Here is a 26,219-nt window from a genome sequence, read left to right as displayed (position 1 = left end):
GCTACTCCGACCCAGAACTGGCTTGCCCGATCATCACCCGATCGCGCCCCGCGGCTTTCGCGGCATAGAGGGCGTGATCCGCGCGCCCGATGACCTTGTCGAGGGTTTCATCGGCGCATAGCGCCGCGACCCCCACGCTGACGGTCACGGACAGCGTCCGACTGTTCCAGAGTGTCTCGTTGGCGCGCACGCGGGCGCAGAGACGCTCGGCCACGGCCTTCGCCGTCTCGAGGTCCGTTTCCGGGAGTATGGCCAGGAACTCCTCGCCGCCGAAACGTCCAGCGATATCGCCCTTGCGCAGACTCGAGCGCAACAGAAACCCGAAATCCCGCAGGAGCTGATCCCCGGCCGCATGGCCGAAGCCGTCGTTGATCCGCTTGAAGTGGTCGAGATCCATCATCAGCACGGCCAAGGCATGCCCGTGGCGGGACCGGCGCCGCTGCTCATGCTCGCCCAGCTCGAGCAGGTGCCGCCTGGTATGGGTGCCGGTCAGCTCGTCGATGGAGGCGATGCGCCTCAGCTCCTGCTCGAGCTGCTCGCGCCGCTCGATCTCCGCCTGCAGCGCCGCGTTCAATCGCTTGAGGTCTTCGGCCTGCGAGGTCAGCTTCCGATTTGCCTCGTGCAGATCGAGCTGCATGCGATCGCTGATCCGCACCAGCCGGGCCGTCTCGCGATAGCCCTCGCGGTAGGCCGTGGCGAGATCACGCACGCCCCCCGAGACCTCTTCGAGCTTGTCGAGCATGTCCTCGGCCCGACGAATCACCGACTCCTCACGGGCGTAAAGCGTGTAGCCCTCGTCGACCTGGCGCATCTCTTTGGCTGCCATACCGCTAGGCCAGCTCGGTTTCAGAGGCGCACAGGTTGAAGCGGACCGACTCGAAGTCTTCGCTGAAGTCTTCCCCGAACTCCATCATGGTCTCGTCGTCCAGGTGGTAATGCCAATTCACGTCGATCTCGACCCCAGCTCGGGCCGTCGACTCCAGACGCTGGAACACATTCATTAGGGCCTTTGCGCTGCTGCTGTTGAAGTACAGTAGGCGAACATCCATTACGATCGGCGAGTCCGGCGGAGTCGGCCGGCACTGCCCCAGATAGGCATCGAGCCAAGCGAGAATGGGACCAAAGAAGGCGGCGGCGTCCTCTGGGTAGGACTCGCCTTCGATGCGCAGTCGATGGCTGTCGACATCCAGCTCAACGAGCGGCGAGCGATCTGTCCGGGGCAAATAGAGTCTATCCATTATCGCGCGACTCGCCAGAGGTCAAATGTAGGCCTTGAGACAGAAAAAGGCGCGGCCATCGCCGAGATCGGCCAGCCCGAACTCGATCGGCCGCGTCGAGCGCCGGGCGATCTCGATCAGCCCGATACTGGCGCCTCGGTCGCTCTCTTCGGCTGGCTCGCGCAGCTTCTCGCGATAGTGGCTCCTAATGGCCGCGGAATCCATGGCCGCGAGCGCCTCGAGCCGGCGGCACAAGGATGCACCTTCGTCATGCTTCACGATGTTGCCACAGACGACAAAGAAGTGCGCCTCGTCGCGACCGACCGTCACCATCCCCGAGCCCATCTCCGAAGGCCGCCCACTGCCGGCCTCTAGACGCTCGTCGGAATAGCGAATGATGTTCTGAACCTGCTCGACGAAGACGGAAAAGAGGCGCTTGGTCACATTGGCGTCCGTCGCCTCCAACCGCATCTTCTGCTTCAGCGCCTCGCCGAGGGAGAAGAGGATGGACTCGGACACATAGCCGACGAACGAGAAGATGACACCATGACCGAGCATCCGCTGATGGAAGTACAGATAATCATCGGCGATGGACATAGGCTGCTGACTCCATCTGAAAACCGGGCGCGACGAGGATGGGAGCGACCCCGCTCCGGAGGCCGACGCAAGCCCGGCCTCTAGCCTTTCGCCTCTATTCTAACCCGGCGGATTGGGAGATTTGGACGGACCCTGTCGAACAATCTCGGACTCTGGGCACGGCTCACAGAAGTCCGCGACGGCACCAGATCGGCCGACAGCCCTGTCAGCAACACCTGCGGCCTATCCACGCGGCGCTTCACCCGCTGAGGTTTCGCCGAGCGAGCCAGTAATGGTGCATCCACATCCGCACGCGCTTGTAAGCACGACCGGTCGAGAGTATCGCAACCAAGATGGCTCGATGCCCCAAGGCCAGATCGCGTCTGTGCCAGAGCCCGGAGGTCCATTGCGTCTGCTTGATGTAGAGGATGACCTCGCGTCGATCCCGCGACGAGATGAGACCGCGCAGGATCTTGAGAGGCGATGGCACCTGACGTTTGTCGACGAAGGCTCCCACACCGAACACATCATTGTGATTCAGCCTGGCGTAGGCCTCGGAGATCTGCCGCTCAGGCTTGGTGATGAGGCCGCCCCAGACGCCGCAGGCGAGCTCACGCAGCTCGGCGCTGCGGATCCCGTGACGCGCGCGGGCCTGCGCCCAGTGATCGCACGCAAAGAGCACTCCGTCCTGAAAATGCCTGACGATGTCGTCGTGGATCCGCGTCTCGGAAGGCTCGGCGAGCCGCCTCGCGGTCGGATGTCCGTCAGGGTCGACGCCATAGCCCATGACGCTGCCGTTGGGCGAGCTACAGAGCATCTCCATCGGCGAGACGGCGTCGAGCAGATGACTGAAGCCGAGACCGCGATTCGCGTCTGGCCCATAGGCATGCTTGAGGCAATTGGGCGGCTGGACATTGAGGAACCGCTGCAATCCCAGGTAGTAGCCGACGAACCGGTTGCGCGGAAACATCAGGGCCAGATTGTCTTGAATGGTGCCCCGCCAACCGATGTCCACCACGCCCACGGCGCTGCCATCGTTGACGAGACCGCGGCGCGCGAGCAATGCAAGGGCCGCATCCCGGTCGGCGCCGATTCGGTCGGCCAGGATGGCGCGAAACGCCTCATCGGCGAAGAGCCGCTTGACACGCTCGTCTTGCCAGGGGTGCAGGATGCTCTCGTCGAGTAAGATGCCGTGGCGAGCGCAGGAGCGCTCGATCGCGCAGGGCTCAAGCCGCAATGATCGCGCGAGCGCGAACATGGATTGACTGCTGTACAGACTCCAGAGGCGCATCAGCTCCTCGATGCTCACCGTCCTCAGCGAAACCGAAAAGGTCGCGAGCCGGCTGACTTCCAGGATGGAGGAAGCCGGCAGCTGGCTGCCATCCAAGCAACCGTCCTGGAAGAGACGCCGAAAGACGCCGTGGAAGAGCTCCCCTTCCCGCGTGAAGAAGAACAGCCGATCGACGCCGTCGATCAGGCTCCGCTCGGCGATGAAGAGGCCGTAGCCGAAGAACAGGGGTGCCGCGCGCACGCCGAGCCGGAAGATGTCCCGCTGGGTGTCCGGCATGGCGCCAAGACGATCGGCCGCACACTCGAGCGCCACGCGCTCGATATCGTGGAAGAGAGACCGGCGATCCGCGTAGCGCTTGTTCAATAGTCTGGAGGTCGTCCGCTCGTCCTCGGAGAGGTCATTTGCCGCGTGCCAGCCGTAAGGACCTGGCTGCGCCCTAGGCCGCCCCGGCGATCATCCGCATCAGTCCCCGGAGCGACGATCTGCGCCGGCTCCCGACCGCGGGCGAGCGCGGACACCCTTGGCTGGCGCCGCGAGCTTAGCATCATTCTCACTTTCGTTGGCGGGCGCGACCATGGCGGGCAGACTGCGGCTAGCCGCCGCTTCGAACGCCCGCACCGGCGAAGCAGACCGCAAGTTGAGGCGCACCCGGACAAGAAGCCTGCATCCGAGGGTCTCGACCTAGATCCGCAAGATCGACCGACAGGCACGCAGCATGGGCGCCGGAAATGTACGCTTCACCCAGGAGATCATGGGGTAGGGCAAGAGATGCACAAGGCCACGTGGGTGGAGCCCTTTGAGCAAGGCGAAGAAGGCCGTGGACTTGGACGAGAGCAGATAGCGGACCCAGGGGTCGCTGTTGGCGAGACTCCCCTGGCGCCAGCGCGTGATGCGCCCGCGTCGAGTCCCGGAGCTCATCTGGAACCGCATGGCGTCGAGCCCGTCGATGGGTGGGGCGAAGGGGAGGAGCATCCCGGTCGGATCCGGCGAGTAGGGAAAGCGTCCCATGGCGCTGGCCAGGACCCGGCTCGGCCGCTGAATGAGGTGCTCCAAGCGCCTGAAATAGTAGGGCATGAGCGCGAGGATCTCATCTTGCCCCAGCATCCCGATGATGCGGCCGACGAAGAAGTCCACGCCCCGCCTGAAGTCTCGAAGACCCCAGGCGAGCACCTCGGGACCCTCGGCGTTGAGGATGGGCTCAATGCGTCCGCCGTTCTCGCGGTACCCGAGGGTGCTGCCATGATCGGCCGCGGTGAAGCACTCGACCAGCTCGCGTAGCGCCGCCGGGTCGCGCCAAAAGCTGTCCGGATGGAAGGCGAAGGAGGACTTGAGGTTGGCACCGAGGTCGGTGAGCGTATGCCGCTGCAGTCCCCAGTAGTAGCCGGCGAGCGGCCCGCCATCGACCGAGCCATGTGTCCGCAGCACCTGAAGCAGTGAATCTTGAATGCTCCCGCTCCAGCCGATGTCGACCACGCAGGCATCGTCGAGGCGCGCGAGCCCTTCCTGATCCAGGTAGCGCAGCACCCGCTCGCGCTCGCTGGACACGAGCCCCATCACTCGCGCCCTGAGATCGGGATCGGACTTGAAGCGATTCCGCAGCGCCATGCGCTGCTTGTCCGTGAGCAGATCCTCACGACTCAAAGCCGCGTCCACACAGCCCAGCAAGTGGTCGACCAGATCGCCAGGGTCTGAGGTGACGCGGTGAGCGACGTCCTCGATCGTCATGCCCTGATGTGAGACGAAGACCCAGTCCAGGAAGGCCTCGAAGTCCGTATTGACGCAGCGATGCAGGGCCAGACGAGAGACGTGCAGGTAGCGCAGCTCCAGATCCTCGACCGATAGCCGCCGCGCGATCTCCAGGAGGATCTGTCCGTCGCGCGCGAAGAAGTACAGCCGCTTTCTCCCTGCCTCGCGGGCCTGGTCCAAGACCCAGAGGACGAAGGGCAGCAGCACCATGGCCGCGTAGCTTCCACCGACCCGTGCCGCGTCGGTGGGTAGAGAGAGCCGCGATTCGCGAAAGAGGCCGACCGAGACCTGCCAGCCGAGATCGTCCTCGTTGCGCTCGAAGGACTCGTCCAGCGTCAAGTGGCAAGCGTCGAAGAAGGTCACCTGACAGCCGCGCTCGCGCGCGCGACGGACATCGCTATGGGGGTTGTCGCCGATATGGTGAATGGCGCCCGGCGCGATGCCCTCTTGCGCCGCGACATGGTCGAACATCAGACCCGAGGCCTTGTTCAGCTTGACCTCGGAGGAGAGATAGAGGCTGGCGTGCTGGAGGAGCGCGGGGTCGACCTTGTCGAGCAAGCGCGCCAAATCCTGCCGTCTCAGGTACATATCCGAGAGCAGGAGAATGCGCTCGCCCTTGGCCACCAAGGCGCGAAAGCGCGCGAGCATCTCTGGCACGCCGATGATGAAACGCTCTTCGGCCGCCAGCTCGATCTCGATGAAGCGCGCGATCCAATCCGCGTCGAGCCCATGCTGACTCACGAGCCAGCGATAGACGTCCTCGATGTCGATCTCTTCCGGAATGAGGCCTGTGTCCGCTGGGGCCTGCTCCCGCGCCTGGATGCGCGCACTCTGCTCGGCGTGCATCCGCTCGTGGGCGAAGCGCTCCAGCAGGGGTCTCGGCAGCTCGGGATGCTGCGCCGCGAGCTGCCGCTGCATGGCGACGAAGACACCGCGCGGCGTCGCGACGCGGCGCGTGATCAGGGTGTCGAAGACGTCGAAGGAATGGATCATGGCGCGCGACTCATTGATGCGACTGGAGCCAGCGCCAGGCATGCGTAACGGTCTCGGAGAGCTCGGTGTAGCGCGGCGACCAGCCGAGCAGGCGCTGCGCCTTCTGGGCATCCGCATAGAGCACTGGCGGATCGCCGGCGCGGCGCTCGACGATCTCGCGCGGCACGGACCGGCCCGAGACCCGCTCGATACAATCGATGACCTCGAAGACGGAGGCGCCCTTGCCGGTCCCCAGATTGAAGGCGCCGCTCTCACCGCCATCGCGCAGATAGCCCAGGCTTCGGACGTGGGCGTCCGCCAGATCGCTGATGTGGATGTAGTCCCGGATGCAGCTCCCGTCCGGCGTCGGATAATCGTCGCCGAACACCTTGAGGACAGGCTCCCCGCTCAGGGCCGCTTGCAGCGCGAGCGGGATGAGATGGGTTTCGGGATCGTGCGCCTCCCCCACCTCGCCGTCCGGATCCGCCCCAGCCGCGTTGAAGTAGCGCAGCGCGATCCAGCCAAGGCCATGGGCCGCCTGAAAATCCGCCAGCATGCGCTCGACCATGAGCTTGGAGGCGCCATAGGGGTTGATGGGCCGCTGCGGGTGATCCTCGGCGATCGGTGTCGTCTCGGGATTCCCGTAGGTCGCGCAGGTGCTCGAAAAGATGATGTGCGGAATACCCTGATCGCGCATCGCCTCGAGCAGCGTCAAGGTGCCTGCCACATTGTTGCGATAGTAGCGGCCCGGATCCCGCGTCGACTCCCCCACATAGGCATAAGCGGCGAAGTGGATGACCGCCTCCGGCTTGTACTTCTCGATGACGGCGTCGAGGAAATCGCGATCTGAGATGTCGCCGACCTCCAGTGGCCCCCAGCGCACCGCCCAAGGGTGGCCATAGACCAGATTGTCGACGGCGACTGGCGCATGGCCCGCCGCGGCCAGTGCCTTGCAGGTCTGGCTGCCGATGTAGCCCGCGCCGCCCGTCACCAGAATCTGAGTCATAGCAGCCCTCGGCCCAGTAGCTTTTCGAAATAGTCGATGGTCAGGCGCAGGCCCTGATCGAGTGGAATCTTGGGCTGCCAGTCCAGATGCTCGCGCGCCAGGGTGATGTCGGGCTGGCGCTGCTTGGGATCGTCCTGAGGCAAGGGCCGCTGCTCCAGCTTCGCGCGCGAGCCGGTGAGCTGGAGGATCTTCTCGGCGAGCTCGCGCATGGTGAACTCGGTGGGATTACCGAGATTGATCGGACCCGTCACCACATCCTCGGTCGCCATGAGCCGCACGAAGCCCTCGATCATGTCGTCGACATAGCAGAAGGAGCGCGTCTGCATGCCGTCGCCATAGAGGGTGATGGGCTCTCCCTTGAGCGCTTGGACGATGAAGTTGGAGACGACGCGCCCATCGTTGGGGTGCATGCCTGGGCCATAGGTGTTGAAGATGCGCGCCACCTTGATGCGCAGGCCATGCTGGCGGTGATAATCGAAGAAGAGCGTCTCGGCGCAGCGCTTGCCCTCGTCGTAGCAGGCCCGAGGTCCGATCGGATTCACCCGCCCCCAGTAGCTCTCCGGCTGGGGGTGGTACTCGGGATCGCCATAGACCTCGCTGGTCGAGGCCTGAAAGATCTTGGCCTTGGTCCGCTTGGCCAATCCCAGCATATTGATGGCGCCATGCACGCTGGTCTTGGTCGTCTGGACAGGGTCGAACTGATAGTGCACGGGTGACGCCGGGCAGGCGAGATTGTAGATCTCGTCGACCTCCAGATAGAGCGGGAAGGTCACGTCGTGCCGCATCAGCTCGAAATGCGGATTGCCGAACAGGTGGCTGATGTTGTCCTTGGTGGCCGTGAAAAAGTTATCGACGCACAGCACCTCGCAGTCCGCGTCTAGCAGCCGCTCGCACAGCCGGCTCCCCAGAAAGCCTGCGCCGCCGGTGATCAGCACTCGTTTGTGAAGTGTCTTCATGCCAAGCTTCTCATCGTCACGCCTCCCCAATAAACCTGAAGGTCATTCTTCTCTCGCCCCATGGGTCCGCGTCGCACCATTGGCTGGACAAAGGCAAGCTGCGGCGCTCGCCGCGCAGCAGCCTCTCAGTCGCTTGCGCGCCCACCCAGGCTCGCGAGCGGCGGATAGCACAGCATCACCATGTCCGAGACGGGCGCCTGCATATCGATGCGCCGGAACGCGAAGCAGTAGCCAAGATCGAGCGACTCCAGCCAAGGCTTGATCTCGAAAAAGTCCTTCGGGTGATGATACACACTGACGATGAGCGCGGGACGATAGCGCATCAGCGTCTCTCGGGCACCGAGCAGCGCCTCCTTCTCGACCCCTTCGATATCCAGTTTGATCAGCACTGGACGCAGGCCGTGCTTCTCCACCAAGGCGTCGATGGTCGTCAGCTCGCAAGTGATGAGGTCCGCGCCCTGATCGCCATCTTCCTGCCGAAAGTCGTTCAGAAGGCTGGTCCCCTGATCCGGGAAGTCCGTGACCCCGTGATGGTGCATCTGGAAGCTGCCTTGGTGGTCATGGAGCCCCACGGGCTCGGGGATGATCCGCCCATCCAGCCCGAACTGCTTGACGTTCTCCTGCAATCGCTTGAAGTTCACCGGGTCGGGCTCGAGCGCGAGCACCCGGGCATTGGGGCAGAAGTCGGCGAATTGCACCGCCGAATCGCCGATGAAGGCGCCGGCGTCGATCACGTCGCCATGGGCTCGGAGACGCCCCCGCAGGTCACGCGGAAAGCAGTGCGTCCCGTAGAGCGCCGCGAAGACATCGGCGGACAGCCAGGGATACTCGTCGAGGAAGGGCTGGTAGCGGCTGTCGACCTGGACTGCCGGCCGGGTGCTCTGCAGGAAGCGCTCTTTCGGGCGCCAGAGCAGGTCCTTGTGCAGCATGAACTTGCTGTAGTCGGCGCATTCCGGAAGATATTTCTCGTAGATCCGGTAGAAGACATCGACCAGCGCCTGATCGTTCTCCGACAGACCCCGCTTGACGTCCTCCAGCAGCTTGGGCATCTCGTCTTCGCGCTCACGCAGGTAGGAGCGCCAGAAGTCGATCCAGTAGGTCGCCACGCTCTGATAGTCGTTGGCACGGGCCGCAAGCTCGGCGCACTGAGGATCCATGATCAAACGGCGTCCCAGCACGCGATGTTTGATCGGCTGCATCCAGCGCCAGCCCGAGACGCGCGCGCGGGCCCGCTGCAGCGCGGAGCGGGTCCGCGCACGTGCCGAGGAGAGATAGCGCCGCGCCACCAGCATGGCAACGGTCGGCACGCGGCCAGCATGCCGATAGAGCCTGGAGGCGAAGAGCCGCCGGTAGAAATGCAGGGCCTCGGGATCCAGCAATTCCTCGCCATGGTCGCGAACGAAGCGCTCCTCGTCCTCCGTCATTCCCTCCAGGATGCCGCTGTATCCCTGCCAGCGGAAACGCGGCTCGATATCGCGCATCCAGAAATACTGCAGGCTCATCTTGTACTGCATGAAGTCGCGGAAGACTGCGTCATAGACGCCCCGCTCTTTGAAGACCCGCTTGCCTTCGCCAAAGATGTAGAAGATGTCCAGATGGTGTCGACCACGGTGCCACATGATCGACCCGCTGCGCATGCGATAGCGGTAGAGCTTCTGCGGCAGGATGACCACCTTCTTCGCCGCGAGAAGCACCTGCCAGTGATAGATGTTGTCGTCGAACTGCAGTCCGTCCGGGAAGCGGAAGTCGTGCTGCTTGAGGAAGTCCATGCGGAAGAACTTCGACCAGGTGTAGTGGTAGTGGAGGATCTCCAGCTTCTGCTCCAGCGTCGCCTTGGGCTCGAGGCTCCACTGGTCGAAATCGTAGTACCAGGAATCGAATTCCCGATCGCCCTCGATCATGCTGTGATAGAAGACGATGAAATCCGCCTGGGTCCGCTCACACTCCTCATAGAGCAAGGCCACAGCGTCCCGCCTCAGGATGTCGTCCGAGTCCACATGCAGCAGATAACGCCCGCGCACGTGCTGCAGCGCCGTATTGCGTGTCGAGGACAGCCCCTTGTTCGGCTGATTGACGATGCGGATCCTCGGATCCTTGGCCGCATATTCCGCCAGGATCTCGGGCGACTCATCCGTCGAGCCATCGTTGACGCAGATGATCTCCATGTCTTGGAATTCCTGCCCGATGATGGAGTCTAGGCAGGCCCGCAGATGGGGAGCGACGTTATAGACGGGCAGCGCAACGCTGACGGCGGGAGAGCTCATTGATCTCAGTACTCCAGGGCGGACGCCCCCGGCGGCCAAGGGGCTTAGTAGGCGGGATGCTTCTCTGCTGTTCCCTTATTCTGTGAAAGAGCGGTCAGCTTCCAGCCTTCAGCGGCCAGCTCTTTAGGTGCGACAGCTGGCTTGCCGGCGCATGGTGCTTGACAGTGCCGACCGAGCGGATGAAGTCGTCGCCCGGTGCCCCTCTCGACACGGCCGCGGCTGGAAGCTGGCCTCTGGTGGCTGACTGCCCATTCTGTCCTCATGGATCCATATCATCGAGGCTCGTGGTCTTGCGGACCCTGAGCGTCTTCAGAGTACGCGCCTCGTATTCGCTGATCAGGTCGTCGAGCGCCGCCTTGAGCTTGTCGATGGCGACCAGCACCGAGTGCTTGAGCGCGAATTTCGCCCCCTGTGCAAGGGGGTGCAGTCTCAGCACCAGCCTCACGGGAAAGGCGCTGCGCGCGAGTGTGGCCTCGTACCACTCGGTCATCAAACGCCGATTTTCGTACCGCTCCGAGAAGCTGTAGGCAAAGGCCTGCCGAAGATCGAAGGCGGGAGCGCTCTCGCGCAGCCTCAGGTCGCAGTGGTCCCCGGAATAGGGAATACTGCCCAGCGTCTCGGCAATCAGCGGGCTTGGCTTCTTCATGGCGCAAAAGAGTCTCGGGATGACACTGAGGAAGCTCTGCGCGACCAGTGGATAGGTGCGCGACAGACGCGCGTACTCCCGGGCGAACCAATCGACGCCCGCATGGAAGTCGCCGACACCCCAGTCGCGCAGATGGGCGCCATCGTCGCGAAGAATCGGCTCGACGCGGCCGTCTTCCTCTCGCCTGAAGCCGATCGTCTGGCCGTGATCGGCCTGGGCGAGCAGCTCGGTGTGCAAGGCGACGATGTTGTCTTCCGTGTGATTCGGGATGATGGCGTAGGCCGTCTTGGCGTTCTTCGTCGATGTGTAGGGCGAATAATGGAAGAGGCCGAAATAGAAGCCTTGGATCTCGACATCCCGCTTGTGCGAGGCGGCGATCTTGTAGAGCGCGTCCTGACTGCCCCCCATCCAGCCGATGTCGACGGTGCCGACACGGTCGACGTCGAAGAAGCCCTCCTGGGACAAATAGGCCACCACTTCCGCCCTCGCCTTCCTGGCATTCTCCAGGATCCGCTGCCGAATCGCCGGGACCAAATTGAGCTGGCGCAGGACGGTCTTGGTGAGCCCCTCGGAAAGAGAGGCATCCAGATCCTGGATACCGCCCCGCAGCCACTCTGGCAGCAGCGCGCGCAGCTCCTCGGGAGACATCTCGACGCGCTCGGCCAGCATCGCCAGGGACAGGGCCGGGATGCGCTCCGCGAGCCAGCCATGCTCGCGCGGCGTGATCTCGAAAACCGAGGGAAGCCGAAAGGCGCGGCGCGAGCCGTAGAGGTATCTGAGCTCGATGTCGATGCCTTGCTCGCGCGCGATCGCCTCGGCCATCTTGAGAAAGACCATGCCGTCGCGGGCGATGAAATACAGCCGGGACAGCCCGAGGGCCTTGGCCCGCAGGAGCACGTCCAGGATGTAGCCGTAGAACATGGGGCCAGCCAGACTGGCGCCCACGATTGCCTGTGGCGAGGCGTCGGGGTGCAGGATGCGATACGTCTTGCCGACACCCGCCAGGAGCTGGGAAAAGAGGTGATTTTCTTCTAGGTAATGGTGCTCGACCTCCAAGAGCAGCGGCGTCTTGTCCAGGGTCGCCCGGATGCCCAGCGCACGCGGCGACTTGTAGTCCGACCTCGGGTTGTGCCCATAGTGGGCCAACTGCCTCGGCCGCAGCCCTTCGGCCTCCAGCACCCGGCGATACAAACCGCCCGAGAGCTTGGTCTCCTTGAAGCGCGAGGAGACATAGATGGGACACTTGGCCAGCCGCTCGTCGACGACCTGGAGCAGGCGACGCAGATCCTCCTCGCCGAGATACATATCGCTGACCAGGATGACCCGATGCCCATCGTCCAGCAGCCGGTGAGCTCGCTCGATGTTCCGCGGAATTCCAACGACGAGCTCGGCCTCGGTGTCCAGCTCAAGCCGCTTGATCTCCTCGATCAGCTCGACAGGCACCTCCGGAAAGCGGCTGGCGATCTGGGCGTAGATCTGGTCGAGATCGATCTCGTCGAGATCCGAGCGCTTGCGCGCGCGCCGCTCTGCGGACGTCCTGATCTCGAAGAATTCTTCGACGAGCTGAAGCGGGAGCTCGGGACGATCACGCGCCCGCAGCTCATGCTGCATCACACAGAAAACCCCAACCGCAGTCGCCGTGCGCCGTGTCAACAAGGTTTCGAAGATGTCGAATGAATAGACCTTTCCTGGACTCATGCTCGCGCACTCAAGGGGGTGCTCTCGTGTCAATAACATACCCGAACATGCCCGGACGCCCGATGACGGCCGAGCACCAACGGCGACCCTCGGATTCGCTGGGGCCGAGCGATGCGCGGCGAGAGCCGGGAGACAGACGCCCAGCGCCGCTCGCGCCCAGGAGTCTCTATCGGCCTTGCCACTTGGCATCGGACAATGTCCAGCCCGGGCGCGATACCGCAGCCAGCACGACGCGGGCTGCAATGCCCGGAGCACTTGGCTCACTCGCGGAGACGGGCAGCAGCCATCCCCGACCGAGCAGCCCGATCGGGATCAGCCGCGTATTCTAAACGCATCAACGGAGCGCGTGACCGATAAACCGAGAAAGAGCAGTCAGCCGCCAGCGGCCAGCCTCCAGCTGTTGGTTTGCCTAGGTCCTCGCCTGGCGAAGCCTTCACCCATTGGGTGAGCTCGGGCGGGCACGCCGTGTCGGCCAACTGATCGATCGGAAAAAGCTGGTCGCTGGAGGCAGGAAGCTGGCAGCTCTATTCTTAGGATAAAGCGGCTTCGCCTCTAAACAGCCTTGGCGCACAGCGCCCTAAGACGCTTGCCGCAAATTCTTATAACAGGTGGCGCCGGGTTGAGGTCCGCCTTCAAGGAGCGCCGACAGGAGCATCACTGGGCGATGTGACGGGCGGGGCGACACAGAAGGCGGGCGTCAAGACAAGCCAGATGGTATGGGAATTGACAGAAATCGCCCAAAGAACGACTTGCCGGGCCACCGCGATGACGGATGTCCCGCGGCACCAGACGGAGTAGCATGGCAGTTGCGACTGGCCAAGCGGGGCCAATCCCCTGAAGCAGCCTGATTCTTGGGTAGGACTGCCGTGAGGGGCGCTTCATCCCTAAGCACGCCCGAGCCCGGCAGAAGCCAGTCGCCAACGACCCAAGAGGCGAATGATCCACGGCCCCCGGTTTCCGCACCTCAGTTGCGGGCTTACCGGGGCCGGCCGAGCGACTTCATCGATGACCGAGGGTTTCGAGATGACGAAGACCTTGCTTCCTTTGCTAGCCTTCACCCTGAGCGCATCCACCGTTGGCCATGCCGCGATCGAGCGCTCAGATGCAATCGACAACGACTCGCCGGGAGGAAGCGCGAGTCGGGTCGCCGTCACCCTGGCGCCTGACCAGACTGCCCGAGCAGGTGGAGCCAACGGCGAAGATCAGGCCATCAGACTGGCCCAAGGCCCTGGGGGACGTCCACCACGAGGGCCTGGCGGCCCCGGCTATAGACCAGGTGGCCCAGGCCCAGGTCCCGGCGGACCCGGCGGACCCGGCGGACGCCCAGGCTGGGCACCAGGACCGCCTGGCTATGGATACGGCTATGGTCCCGGGCCGGGACACCCTCCAGGCCCAGGGCCACGCCCTGCCCCACCAGCCCCGGGTCCGGCAGGCATCATTCCTCACGTCCTGCCGCTGCTGCTGCCACCGCGCGGCCCATAGAACGGAGCGCCAGGCCGGACCTCGCCAAGGCGAGGTCCGGCCTGGGCCGAGCAGCCGAGCTAGCCCCGAAGCGGTCGGCAGTCGCCGCTCGGGACGACGTCGCTCGCGCCTCTCTCGTCCCGGACGATTCAGGGGTCAGAGGTCGCCCATCGCTGGGCCTTCAGGCCCGCCAATCGGACGGTGGGAAGGGTCGCTCGGGATACAGGCCAGGGTCTCGCCACTGTAGGAGCAGCGCCCATCGATACCGCCCCGTGTCGTCTGCACCACGCAGCTCGCACCTGAGAGCAGCATGCGGCAGGCATCAATGGCTTCTTGCGGTGGCAGCTGACGCTGGCCCCGCGACGGTGGGCCCTGAGTGCTGGCCGCGGCAGTGGCCCCACCGAGCACCATGGCGTCTCCGGGAGCGCCGCGCCCGCCTGGCGGCTCGCGGTCGGGAACACAGACCCAGTCCCGACCGCGCTCCTGACAGCTCCCTGTGATCGCATGTCCGTCGTGCTCGAAGTAGCAGGACGCATTGGCCGGACGTGACGCGCATGCATCGAGGGCCTGCGGCGGCGGCCCGCCATTCGGGCCGCCGCGGCGCGGCGGCCCTTCCGCGCATCCTGGCGCGGATACGATTCCAGCGATCAAGACGGCGAGAATGGCCCGGGGGCGCAAGGATGAGAGCTTCATGATTCTAGGCTTCCTGTGTCGCGATGCTCCCCGCAAGCAAGCTCACCTTCCTCATCGGTACCCGAGGCCACTAGCGATCACGCCCGAATCGACGCCCGAGCGCCGGAGTCAGCCAGCCTCGACCCGATAGGGATTGAGCGGCCCGCTTGCGTACTCATCGCGCTCGAAAGGGATGAACTGCTCCGCATGGAATTGATGGCAAATCTCATCGGCGAAGAAAGCTCCCCGCTGCGTCAGCCCCGCGAAACCACCCTTGTCTTCCACGAGTCCATGCGCGAGTAGCTTGGACCAGAGCTCGGGGAAGGACTGCTCGAAGGGGACACCGGTCAGCGCCTCGTACTGCGCCTTGTCGACATCGCGGTTCTTGAGCGGCAGGACGACGGCCCAGCGGCGCTGCTCCTCCGCATTGCGCTTGATTCCGCGGTTGACGGGCAGCCGACCCTCGCCGATGCGGCGATAGTAATCCTCGAAAGTCTGGGTGTTAAGCAGGAAACGATCGTGCAGACTCGAGAAGGCGGTGAGGCCGAAGCCGACCTGGTCATAGAGCTGACAGCACTGATTGTGCGCATAGTGCGAATAGTGCTCGGGCTTCTTCGAGAAGACGCGACGCAGATTCTCCTTGAAGCCGTACTGGCCGAGGATCTCGATCGCGCTCTGCTTCATGCGGATCGCCTCCTCGAAGGGCGGCAGCTCCTCCGGACGCAGGGCGGCGACCTTGCGGATCGGCCCCTGGGCATCGCCGTAGGCCTCGATCTTCAAACGGTAGAGCTGGATCTCGTCGACATCGAGCTGCGCGGCCTCCTCGATCATCCGCGCCCAGGACTCGACCGTTTGGCCGGGGTAGCCGAAGATGAACTCGATGTTGATCTGGAAGCCGTACTTTCGGCACGCCTCGATCGAGGCCAGAGCGGTCTTGACGTCGTGCGGACGATGCATTTTCCGCAAGATGTCGTCGTCTAGCGATTGGATGCCGATGGTGACGCGGTCGACGCCGTGATCGCGCATGATGCGCAGGCGCTCCTCGCCGTTCTCGTCCGTCAAGGTGCCTGGATCGACGTCGAAATTGAACTGGGTCGCCGCGGAGCAATCGACGCGCTCCTTGAAGTCCCGGAACATCCGCTCGAGCTGCACTGGCGCGAGCAAGGTTGGCGTGCCACCACCGACGAGGATGGAGCGCGCCTTGAACATCGGGATGCCGATCCGTTTCCTGAAGAGGTCCATCTCGATCGCCAGGGCGTCCAGGTAGGTCTCGGTCTCGTCCCGGACGCTGTCCCCGAACTTGCCGAACTTGACGGGGTAGTGACAGAAGAGACAACGCTGCTCGCAGAACGGCAGGTGTAGATAGACGTCGAAGACGCCATCCGCCGGGGGCACAAAGTCGCCGAGCAGCTCCTCCTCTTCGGCCTCCGGATACATGGTGATGGGGGGGTAATGCACGGAGGGGAAGAAATCGCCCGACTTTGCGATCAGTCCCAGCTCGCGCAAGGTATTGAAGTCCCTGACACGGCTCTCGACGCTTTCCCTGTGAGTCTGGCCGCTCGAGGTCTCTTTGGTCGCTCTCATTTCGCTCATCGTTCTCTCCTCGCTGCTCAGAGGGATCTAGGCCGCGAGCTGCAGCCCAGCGCGCTCTACGATCTCACGAAGGTGGTCGTCGTTCGGCCGGTAGCGCTTTTCATCGTAGATCGGAAACAGGCTCTGGAAGGCTTGAGGCGTGCCGTCGTGGATGGTGACGGTATTGGCCCCGGCCATGATGCCGAGATACTGCCCATCCGCCTTGAGCTTCTCCAGCGAGCTGGTGGTCGGCATGAGCGCGGTCGGATTCATGACGCGCAGCAGCGCCATGAAGTTGAGCGTGGTCTCGACATCCCCGCAAGGCATGCTTTCGTAGACCGTATGCTGACCGGGAATGAAGACAGATGCGCTCACCATGTGCAGCTGCAGGTCAGACAGGAACCTGAGATCGGCGACCAGATCGTCCTCCGTCTGGCCAGGCAGGCCGACGATGATGCCGCTCCCGACCAAGAAGCCCAGCTCCGCGAGGTCGTCGAGGCAGCGGCGGCGCTCGGCCCAGCGATCGTTCGGCTTCACCCTTTCGTAGAGCGACGGCCTGGACGCCTCGATCTTCAACAGATACCGCTCGACGCCCGTCTCACGCAGCTCCCGATACTGGTCACGGCTCAGGTTGCCGATGCAGACGATCAGCTCGAGATCCGGCATCTTGTCCTTGATCAGACCGCAAGCACGGATGACGTTGGAGACGAAGCGTTTGTCCTTGTTCTCGCCAGACTGCAGCAATAGGACGCGCCGGCGCTTCTCGTGATAGAGGAAGGAGGCGATATCGAGCAGGTCGTTCGATGGAATGACGAACTTCTTCGTATCCTCGCAGCCGATGTTGCAGTAGTTGCAGCGCTGCTTGCAGATGTTGGAGATCTCGACCACGCTGCGAATCTCGGCGCGGCCGTCCGGGAAGCCCTTCAGACGCGCCTCGCGGGCAATTTCGAATAGCTTCTCTTGCGCCGCCCCACGCGCGCTCAGCGCCGCCTTGACGGGCTCGTCGAAAAGGTCTCCGGCGAGGAGCTGCGAGCAGATGGCTGGCAGATCCTGTGGCTGGACCTCTTCATTGGTTTTCATCGATACGACCTCGCTTTACGTCATGATGCTCTGGGCCGAGATGAATCCGACCCCAAGAACACCGATCAAACTCCCAGCCAACCGACGCGGATCCGGCCTCTCCCGGTAGAAAATCGCCATGATCAAGAGCACGAACAAGGGCTCGGTCGACAGCAGCGTGTTCGCGATCGCCAGTGGCGTCAACTTCATGGCCAGCAGCGAGAGGAAGAAGCCGCCGAAGGTCACGAAGGTTGCAATGGCACAAAATCTCAATGCGAGCCGCCAGTCCGACAACAGCGGACTCAGCCAATTCCCCTTGCCGAGATAGAAGAGGGGCGCGAGCAGAAAGAGCGACACCACCCCACCGGAGATCCGTAGGAAGGTGGCCGTCAGCGCGTCGACCTCGTCTAAGACGCCCTTGGCCATGGTCACGGAAGCAGCCATCGATAGAACCGACACCAAACCGAAGAAGACACCGCGTCGCGTCGCGTGGCCGTCACCGTCCTCGGCCGGCCCGAGGAGCACCACGGCCACACCGAGAATCACCAGCGCCACCCCAACCCACTGCAGCCACCCCAGCATCTCGCCGAGAAACACCACCGCCATGCCGATGGTGGCCACCTGGCCCAGGAGCATCAACTGCACCACAGAGTGCGACGATAGCTCGCGGAGCGCCTTGAAGAAGAGGGTGTCCGCCACGCCGATGCCGAGCACACCGCTCAAGAACAGCACCGAGAATACCGGCCAGGTGATGGACTCGGAGCCGATCAGCAGCATGGCTCCACCGAGGAGCACCAAGCCGAAGACACCTTTCGCGAAGGCGAGGCCCATCGCCGGCAGACGCTCGGCGAAGGGCTTCAGCATCAAGGCCCCAACGGCCCAGGTCGCGGCAGATCCAAGCGCGGCAAGAATACCGACAAGCTCGAGGCCCACGACGAACTACCCTAGCCGCCGGACGGCCCGCGCCGCGCGCCGCCCATTCCGATCCTGCGGTCCAACAACTCCCACTGGCTCATACTCCTCGCAATATACGGCAGCGAAGTCAGTCGAATTCACCGCAGTTTTTGTCGTTTCTGTCATGCCTCAAGACCATTCCTCGGAACGGTATCCGAGGCCGCCCAACCGAGCACGGCCCCTGTCTCGGAGCCCGAAAGCGGCTATCCGATTGCGCCCGCAAACTGACAGGTCCCAGCAACGACATATCAGCTCGATCTCAGCGCCGCGGCAAGACTGCCAGATCTCGGTCTACTGGGCGATTTTGTCGCGCAGTTCGTTGACGATGTCCTGCGCCGTCCGCGCGGTCGGCTCACCCATGTCATTGGGCTCCAGGATGATGCTGTCGGACTGCGCGCTCAGGGCGTCGAGCACGGCGGTCGCCTCGTCATAGCGCCCTTCCTCCACGTACTGGCGCGCAAGATAGGTCTGCAGGGTCGGAATGGCGTTGATGCCTTGCTCGGTCACGACTTCCGAGTAGGGCGAGGCCTCGACGAGGGATTCGTAATAGGATTCGGCGCCCTGAGTGTCACGATTGATCGCGGCATCCAGTGCCTGCTCGGCGACCGCGACACTGGTGGAATAGGCCTCGGGATACTCGGTCATGAGCGTGCTCAACGCCGCTTCCCTTGCAGCCTTCTGCTCCGGCGTCGCATTCCCGCGCATGGGGCGGGCCTGCGCATAGAGATCCGCGATCGCCTGGTAGCTCTCATCGCCGTAGGCGTCCATGTCACGCTGGCGCATCCGCTGCGAGCGCTCCAGCAGCTGCTTGCGCCGCTCTTCGAAGCGAGCGCGCGTCGCATATTCCTCGCCGATGTGGGCTAGCAGCGGCCGGGTGCTGCCGGGCGGCGGCAGCAGATGAGGCGCGGCGGCGTCCAGCCCGGCGGAGCGGATCAGACGCTCGAGCTGCGAAAGCTGCCTCTCCAGCATGGCGATACGACGCGCCTGCTGATCCAAGGTCTCGAGGACAGGCTGCTCGGCCGCGGAGTCCTCGGCACTCGCCTCCTCCGGCTCCGAGCCGATCACGGCCTTGACGGAGAGAGGGGCGACGCTGGGGGCTCCCGCGCGCTCCCCGCCCGCCAGGGACGCGACATAGCCTTTCAACGGGGGGAGCTGAATCGTGATCGCGACCAGGGAGGCCGCCAAGGCAATGGAGCTCAGGATGGTCGATGACTGGGGCGTCTTCATGCTTGCTTCTCGAATCGTTTGAATGGGGTAGATTGGCTGATGCTACAAGAGCTCGTCGACCTGCCCTGGCCTTGCTGCGCTGAGGCGCCATGGCGGCCTCGAGAGACACACCTCGCAGTCAGACCGCCAAACTCGCGCTGCGATCCGAGATCCGGCGAGGCAAGGCCCGCCAACAATGGCCAAGCACTCCTATCGGCGCCCCGAGCCCTCTCGAGTGCCAGCACCCGCCGCGGCCTCGCCCGCGCCTCGCGAAAAGACCATGAGGTAGCGCTGCGGAATGATCTGCTGCGCCCACTCGTAGGTGAAGCCATAGGCCTCCAGCTGCGAGCGAATCAGCTCTCGGCGAATATAGGGTCCGTGATAGGGCAGTTTGCCCTGATCGACTGGCCCGTTGTCCACGACGACGAACTTGCCGCCCGGTCTCAGCGCCTTGACGATGCCCTCTATCATACCGTCACGCTGGCTTTGGGAAGAGACCGCATAGATGATGTGGTACAGCGAGCACATGAAGACCACATCTGCCGTGCCCGGCGCATCGACCTCGAACCCATCCGTCTTCGACACGGCGGCGCGAATGTTCTCGATATCCCACTTCTTCGCCAGCTCGCTCAGATAGTCGATGTGCATCTGCTTGGTGTCCCGGGCATAAACCACCCCCTCGGGACCGACCCGCTCGGCAAACTTGAAGCTGAAGTAGCCGGGCCCGCTGCCGAGGTCGACGATGGTGTCACCCGCCTTCAATGGCAGCAGCTCCAGGATGCGCGATGACTTCTCCCAGGACTCCCGGCGCGGATTGTTGAAGAGGATGAAGTCCTCCAACGCCTGACGCCTGACGATGCCGATCTCACGGGTTTTTTCGTCCGTCGCTTCCTCGACCGTGAGCCCCGAGGCCTGCAGCTTGTACTTGCGAGCGAGATAATTCTTCAACAGCTGATAATCGTCGGCGGCGAGATAGGCCAAGAATTCTGCGGCCAGGGGGTCCTGAGTCAGGGCCTTGCGATCGCTCTCGGAGCCGGCGAGATACTCGGCGACCCACTGCAGCGCCGTGTATTCTCCGCCGAAGTTCTCCGTCGGGATGGTCTTCCCGTAGAGATCCACCGCGGCCCGGGCCGCCTCCACGTCGGCGTCGGTTAGCGCCTCGAGCAGCAGCTTCCCCGCGGCGATGCCGGACGGTGTGATGTCGAAGGAGTCCAGACTCCCGATATGGACGACCGAGTCGCTCCCACTGACCGCGATCCGGTCTTGACCCTCAGACACCGCATAGACGGGTGGCTTGGGCGCCTCTGGCGCAGCCTTACGCAGCACCAGCAAGTAGCGATAGGGAGAGAGATTCTCGCTTCGGACCAGCTCGAAACCATAGTGATAGAGCTGCGCGACCGCGAAGTCCCTGCTCAGGAAGGAGTTGTGCAGGGAGGCCCCGGCGTTGTCGCGATTGTCGAGAATGACGAGATAGCCGCCCGGCTTGAGCGACTTGTCCAGGGTCGCCATGAAGGCATCGCGCTGCGTCGGCTGACTCCAGGCGTAGAGCACGTGGTAGAGGGACGAGACGAAGACCAGATCCGTCGGCTCACGCACGCTGACGTCGTCCTCGGTGGAAAGGACCGGCTGCACGCCGCCAATGCCGTACTGCCCGACGATCCGCCCCAACGCCTCCACGTAGGCCTCCTGGGTATCCACGGCGAAAACGGTCGCGCCCTCGCCCAAGGCCTCGGCGAAACGCTGTGAGAAATAGCCGAATCCGGCTCCGACATCGATCACCGACTTCACCGGCGGCTCGAGCGTCTTGACGGTCTCCACGACCTGCTCGGTCGCATCCCATTGCGAGCGCGCCGGATTGTTGAACATCAGCATGTCTTCCAGGAAGGTCCGGCGGTCCATGTGCGCCTCCGGATCGCCCACCTGGAAATCTCCGACCGCGTACTTGCGCTGAAGGTATTCCTTGAAATTCGCCGCGTCCTCGTTGAGGAAGAAGTCGAAATAGACGCGATCCATCACCGGCTCCGGGCGCGCCTGGTCGATACCCTTCGACTTCGCCGCCAGCCATGCCTGAGCGAGCCAGCGCATCGCCGAATAGCTTCCACCGACATTCTCCCGCCCGACGACGCGATCGAGTCGCTCGATCGCGTCGGACACAGGCGCGGGGCTACCCTGCTCGAGCCCCTCCAGCAGCATTCCGGCGATCTCGCGTCCCGTCTCCGTCACCGGATCCGGAACCGCGCCGAGACGCACGATGGAATGCTTGCCTGGCAGCGGCACCTGAAGTGTCTGCCCCGCCGAGACCGTCACCGAGACTGCCAAGGAGGCGCATAGGACGACTGACGCGAGGAACGAAGTTTTCATTGGACGATGACCCAAGCTGGGGCTCCTTCAACTGGTGATCTTGGCAAGTCGAGCATGGACCGATGGGGACGACAAGCGCCCGAGGGCTGCGCGCGCCGTGCAGAGACTATCGCAAAGGTCCGCTCCCGGACCACTCCGGGGCGACGCTGACAACGGCGGCCCGCCGAGATTCAGCGTGACACCGTCCCTTTCGGGGATTGGAAGTAGTAGGTCAGCTTATCAGACAGGTTGAGATACTCGATCTGCTCGGCCGTCAAGTCGGAGCGGCGCAGGCTCTCGCTGATGCCGACACCCTCCTCCGCGAGATCGAGAACCGGCGCCTCCGTCGAGGGGATCTCGGGCGCGTACACCAGGACATTCGGCTTGAGCAGATCGTCCGCGTTGATGGACATGACGACGGCGATGCGGCCGTCGTCGAGCTTCACGATTGTCCCGGGCGGGTAGACGCCGAGGTTGGTGATGAAGGTGGTCAGCACCTTGGGGTCGTACTGCCCACGCTCCTTGGAGTACATGTGCGAGACCGCTTGATGCGGCGACAGCCCGCGATCCGCGGTAAATCCATTGCAGAGGTTGTCGTAGCGGTTCACGACCGTCACGATGCGCGTCAGCGTGCCGATGTCCTTGGCGCTCAAGCCCTCGGGGTAGCCGCTCCCATCGAGGTGCTCGTGATGGCGGGCGATGATCTCGACGACGGCTGCTGGCAAGGTCTTGATCTGACGCGCCAGCTCCGCCCCATAGCGCGGATGCTGGGCATAGAACTGGCGCTCCGGCTGGGTCAAGGCCTCTTTCTTCAGCAGGATCTGGCTCGGGATCTTGAGGTGTCCCAGGTCGTGGAACAGGGCGCCGAGGCCGAGTAGACGCAGCTGGGGCTTGTCCAGCTCGAGCTTCTGGCCCAGGACCATGGCGAGCGCCACGACATTGATCGCGTGATGGTAGCTGCCCTCGTCCTGATTCTTGAGGTTGACGAGCTGCACCGTGGTCTCGGAATCCTCGGTCAGCTGATCGACGATCTGCGCCACCAGCTCAGTCGCCTCCTCGGCCGCCCGAATGGGCGAGGCGCGCAGATGCGACATCAGCTTGCGCGCCGCACCCACTGTTTGGACGTAGCGCTTGGCGCACAGGTTGAGGCGGCTGCGCCGCTCCTTCAGCTTGCGAATCCGCTCGGTCTTCTCCTCCCACAGCGCGGCGGTCAGATCTTCCTTCACCTCAGTGCCCGCCGTCGGAGTAGAATTCTCCTCGGGCTCTGGAAGCGGCTGCCGATCGCTGCGATCGGGGTCGATACGGATCTCGCTCAGCCCGAGGCCCTTGAGGGCCTCCAGCTGCCGACGAGAGCGAATCTTGAAGCTGCTGCTCAGGAAGGGATGGTCCATCCACGAAAGATCCAGCTGCACGAACATGCCGACCCGCAACTGGCTAATGTCGACGATCTTATCGCTCAAACCGCTAAGCCCGCGCAGTGAATCGAATTCCGCTAGGTGAAGTCCCAGCCCCCAACCGCAGCCGCTAGAATAGCATCCCCGAACGGGCCTCCAAGTCTCCCGAGCCACCGCACACGTCCGTCGGCGCATCTGCGCAACGCGCGCGAGGTCGACCCGTCTGCTTGATTCTGCGACGCGCGACTCGTAGCCTGCAGGCCTACCCAGCCCCTCGAACCTTCGACGCTTTCGAGACCGACCTGAAGTGACTGACTACAAAAGCACCCTGAACCTCCCCAAGACCGCCTTCGCGATGAAGGCCAATCTCGCCCAGCGTGAGCCTGAGATGCTCAAGCGCTGGGCATCGCTGGACGTCTACGCCCAGATTCGCGAGGCGCGCGCCGGTGCGGAGACCTTCATCCTGCACGACGGCCCGCCCTACGCCAATGGCGAGATCCACATCGGTCACGCGGTCAACAAGGTGCTCAAGGACATCATCGTCAAGTCGCGCACGCTGGATGGCTTGGACGCGCCCTATGTGCCTGGCTGGGACTGTCACGGATTGCCCATCGAGCTTCAGGTCGAGAAGAAGAAGGGCAAGCCCGGCAAGAAGATCAGCGCGGCCGATTTCAGGGTGGCCTGCCGCAACTACGCCAGCAAGCAGGTGGACAACCAGCGGCAGGACTTCAAGCGGCTGGGCGTCCTGGGCGATTGGGATCGTCCTTACCTCACCATGGATTTCGCCTTCGAGGCGGAGATCATCCGCTCCCTGGGGCGCATCGTCGCCAACGGCCATTTGCAGAAGGGCGAGAAGCCCGTGCACTGGTGCATCGACTGCGGCTCGGCGCTCGCCGAGGCCGAGGTCGAGTACGCGAACAAGGAGTCCATCGCCATCGACGTGCGCTTCCCGCTCGTCGATTCGGACGCCTTGAAGGACCGCTGCCACGGCACGCCATCCGGCTGCGGCGAGGGACCCGCGTCCGTCGTCATCTGGACCACCACGCCCTGGACCCTGCCGGCGAACCAAGCAGTCGCGCTCAACGCGGAGCTGGAGTACGTGGTCGTCGAGACCCAGACCGAGCAGGGCCAGGAGCGCCTCATCGTCGCCGAGGGGCTGCTGAAGGACACCATGGACCGCTGGGGGATCGAGCACTACCGGGTGGTCGGCTATGCGCGCGGCATCGACTTCGAGGGCCTGCAGCTCCGCCACCCCTTCTACGACCGCGAGGTCCCCGTCATCGTCGGCGAGCACGTCACGCTGGACGCAGGTACGGGTGCCGTCCATACGGCACCTGGCCATGGTCTGGAAGACTACCTGGTCGGGCAACGCTACAAGCTAGAGGTCCACAATCCCGTCGGAGGCGACGGCAGGTTCCTGCCGGATACCCCGCTGTTCGCGGGCGAGAACGTCTTTCAAGCCAACGAGCACGTGGTCGAGACGCTCAAGGAGCGCGGCGCACTGCTGCTGGAGACGCGGTTCACGCACAGCTATCCGCATTGCTGGCGGCACAAGACCCCCATCATCTTTCGCGCAACGCCTCAGTGGTTCATCAGCATGGACAAGCAGGGTCTGCGGGAGACGGCCCTCGCCGAGATTCAAAAGGTCCACTGGATGCCAGATTGGGGTCAAAGCCGCATCGACGGCATGGTCCGCGGACGGCCCGACTGGTGTATCTCCCGCCAGCGCACCTGGGGCGTCCCCATCACCCTGCTGGTGCACAAGGAGACGGCGGATCCACATCCGCGCGCTCCAGAGCTGATCGAGGCCGTCGCCAAGCGCGTCGAAGAGAAGGGGATCGAGGCCTGGTTCGCGCTCGAGCCGACCGACCTGCTCGGCGAGGAGGAAGGGGCCCAATACGAAAAGGTGCACGACACGCTCGACGTCTGGTTCGACTCGGGCGTCACCCATGCCTGCGTGCTGGAGCACAGGGACGGGCTACACAGCCCGGCCGACCTCTACCTGGAGGGCTCGGATCAACATCGGGGCTGGTTCCAGTCCTCCCTCATGACCTCGGTCGCCATGCACGGGCGGGCGCCCTACAAGCAGGTGCTCACCCACGGCTTCACGGTGGACGCCAAGGGCGAGAAGATGTCGAAGTCCAAGGGCAATGTCGTGCGGCCCCAGGACGTCATGAAGACCCTGGGCGCCGACATCATCCGCCTCTGGGTCGCCGCCACCGACTATCGCGCCGAGATGAGCGTCAGCGACGAGATCCTCAAGCGCACCGCGGATGCCTATCGGCGCATCCGCAATACCGCGCGCTTCCTGCTCGCCAACCTCAACGGCTTCGACCCGTCCACCAACCTGGTCGCGCCCGAGGAGATGGTCGAGCTGGACCGCTGGGCCGTGGACCGCGCCTATCGGCTGCAACAGGAGGTCATCAAGGCCTATCAGGACTACCAGCTCCACCTGATCTATCAGAAGGTGCAGCAGTTCTGCGTCGTCGACATGGGCGGCTTCTATCTGGACGTGATCAAGGACCGCCAATACACCACGCCGGCCGACAGTCTGCCGCGGCGCTCCTGCCAGACCGCCATGTACCATGTCATCGAGGCCATGAGCCGCTGGCTCGCGCCCATCCTGAGCTTCACCGCCGAGGAGATCTGGAGGGAGATCCCGGGCGAGCGCGGGGAGACCATCTTCACCGAGACCTGGTATCCGGGGCTCGTCGCGCTCGACCAAGGTGATCCCATGGACCGTGGCTTCTGGGATGAGGTCATCGCCACCCGGATCGCCATCGGTCCCGCGCTGGAGGCGGCGCGCAAGGCCGGTCAGATCGGCTCGTCGCTCGACGCCGAGATCGCGCTCTATTGCTCCGAGGACCTTCTCGGCCTGCTCGCGCGTCTCGGCGACGAGCAACGCTTCGCGCTCATCGTCTCGGCGGTGGCGCTCCATCCACTCAGCGAGCGCCCGGAGGATGCGAGCGCGACGGAGAAGGACGGCCTCGCCGTTCGGGTCACGCCATCGGCCCATGGCAAATGCGTGCGCTGCTGGCACCATCGCCCAGATGTGGGAAGCCACGAAGACCACCCGGAGCTGTGCGGCCGCTGCGTCGAAAATGTCACAGGCGCGGGAGAGGCAAGACGTTACGCCTAGCACGGACCCGGGCGGCTGAGCGCCCGACGCTGAAGGCGGCCCGACGACCG

General features: G+C 64.0%; 18 protein-coding genes. 1 reads left to right on the top strand and 17 read right to left on the bottom strand.

Features of this window, described 5'->3' with window-relative positions:
* Window position 1: 1 nt before the first annotated feature.
* The 17 genes from G3446_RS03895 to G3446_RS03815 form a co-directional block, all read right to left on the bottom strand.
* Window positions 2-826: a GGDEF domain-containing protein gene (locus tag G3446_RS03895; protein ID WP_164451093.1), complete on the bottom strand. Its 825-nt coding sequence runs from the start codon at window positions 824-826 to the stop codon at window positions 2-4.
* 4 nt (window positions 827-830) lie between these two features.
* Window positions 831-1,238 carry a DUF1987 domain-containing protein gene (locus G3446_RS03890; protein WP_164451092.1) on the bottom strand — a complete coding sequence of 136 codons (408 nt, stop codon included), beginning with the start codon at window positions 1,236-1,238 and terminating at the stop codon, window positions 831-833.
* Between the two features lie 21 nt (window positions 1,239-1,259).
* On the bottom strand, window positions 1,260-1,814 hold the full coding sequence (locus tag G3446_RS03885; RefSeq protein WP_164451091.1) for a SiaB family protein kinase: 555 nt from the start codon (window positions 1,812-1,814) through the stop codon (window positions 1,260-1,262).
* Window positions 1,815-2,052: 238 nt separating this feature from the next.
* Entirely contained in the window at window positions 2,053-3,447 is a 1,395-nt protein-coding gene (locus G3446_RS03880; protein WP_164451090.1) for a hypothetical protein, read from the bottom strand.
* A 318-nt stretch (window positions 3,448-3,765) separates the two neighbouring features.
* Window positions 3,766-5,823, bottom strand: a complete 2,058-nt coding sequence (locus G3446_RS03875; protein ID WP_164451089.1) for an HAD family hydrolase — start codon at window positions 5,821-5,823, stop codon at window positions 3,766-3,768.
* Window positions 5,824-5,833: 10 nt separating this feature from the next.
* A complete protein-coding gene (galE, locus tag G3446_RS03870) occupies window positions 5,834-6,808 on the bottom strand; it encodes a UDP-glucose 4-epimerase GalE (protein WP_164451088.1) in 975 nt (324 codons plus the stop codon).
* Entirely contained in the window at window positions 6,805-7,764 is a 960-nt protein-coding gene (locus G3446_RS03865; RefSeq protein WP_164451087.1) for a UDP-glucuronic acid decarboxylase family protein, read from the bottom strand. Before G3446_RS03865 ends, galE begins: the two co-directional genes overlap by 4 nt.
* 125 nt (window positions 7,765-7,889) lie before the next feature.
* A complete protein-coding gene (locus tag G3446_RS03860; protein WP_164451086.1) occupies window positions 7,890-10,028 on the bottom strand; it encodes an FkbM family methyltransferase in 2,139 nt (712 codons plus the stop codon).
* A gap of 259 nt (window positions 10,029-10,287) precedes the next feature.
* Window positions 10,288-12,372 carry an HAD family hydrolase gene (locus G3446_RS03855; RefSeq protein ID WP_164451085.1) on the bottom strand — a complete coding sequence of 695 codons (2,085 nt, stop codon included), beginning with the start codon at window positions 12,370-12,372 and terminating at the stop codon, window positions 10,288-10,290.
* Between the two features lie 1,210 nt (window positions 12,373-13,582).
* Window positions 13,583-13,786: a hypothetical protein gene (locus tag G3446_RS27540; RefSeq protein WP_209262246.1), complete on the bottom strand. Its 204-nt coding sequence runs from the start codon at window positions 13,784-13,786 to the stop codon at window positions 13,583-13,585.
* Between the two features lie 203 nt (window positions 13,787-13,989).
* Window positions 13,990-14,526, bottom strand: coding sequence for a hypothetical protein (locus G3446_RS03845; protein WP_164451084.1), 537 nt, complete (start codon window positions 14,524-14,526; stop codon window positions 13,990-13,992).
* 108 nt (window positions 14,527-14,634) lie between these two features.
* Entirely contained in the window at window positions 14,635-16,098 is a 1,464-nt protein-coding gene (locus G3446_RS03840; RefSeq protein WP_164451083.1) for a coproporphyrinogen-III oxidase family protein, read from the bottom strand.
* A gap of 27 nt (window positions 16,099-16,125) precedes the next feature.
* Window positions 16,126-17,157, bottom strand: coding sequence for a biotin synthase BioB (locus tag G3446_RS03835; RefSeq protein ID WP_164451082.1), 1,032 nt, complete (start codon window positions 17,155-17,157; stop codon window positions 16,126-16,128).
* Window positions 17,158-17,172: 15 nt separating this feature from the next.
* Window positions 17,173-18,069, bottom strand: a complete 897-nt coding sequence (locus G3446_RS28915; RefSeq protein WP_164451081.1) for an EamA family transporter — start codon at window positions 18,067-18,069, stop codon at window positions 17,173-17,175.
* Window positions 18,070-18,381: 312 nt separating this feature from the next.
* On the bottom strand, window positions 18,382-19,317 hold the full coding sequence (locus G3446_RS03825; protein WP_164451080.1) for a hypothetical protein: 936 nt from the start codon (window positions 19,315-19,317) through the stop codon (window positions 18,382-18,384).
* Window positions 19,318-19,506: 189 nt separating this feature from the next.
* Window positions 19,507-21,657: a methyltransferase domain-containing protein gene (locus G3446_RS03820; protein WP_164451079.1), complete on the bottom strand. Its 2,151-nt coding sequence runs from the start codon at window positions 21,655-21,657 to the stop codon at window positions 19,507-19,509.
* Between the two features lie 170 nt (window positions 21,658-21,827).
* Complete coding sequence (locus G3446_RS03815; protein ID WP_164451078.1) at window positions 21,828-23,096, bottom strand: cyclic di-GMP phosphodiesterase; 1,269 nt, start codon at window positions 23,094-23,096, stop codon at window positions 21,828-21,830.
* A gap of 241 nt (window positions 23,097-23,337) precedes the next feature.
* On the opposite strand from G3446_RS03815, the gene ileS reads away from it, so the two are divergent.
* Entirely contained in the window at window positions 23,338-26,169 is a 2,832-nt protein-coding gene (gene ileS / locus G3446_RS03810; RefSeq protein ID WP_164451077.1) for an isoleucine--tRNA ligase, read from the top strand.
* Window positions 26,170-26,219: the final 50 nt, after the last annotated feature.

Source organism: Thiorhodococcus minor (assembly GCF_010820565.1).
GTDB classification, from domain to species: Bacteria; Pseudomonadota; Gammaproteobacteria; order Chromatiales; family Chromatiaceae; genus Thiorhodococcus; species Thiorhodococcus minor.
The sequence above is the reverse complement of the archived record's forward strand: the minus strand, read 5'-3'. Positions and strand labels throughout refer to the sequence as shown.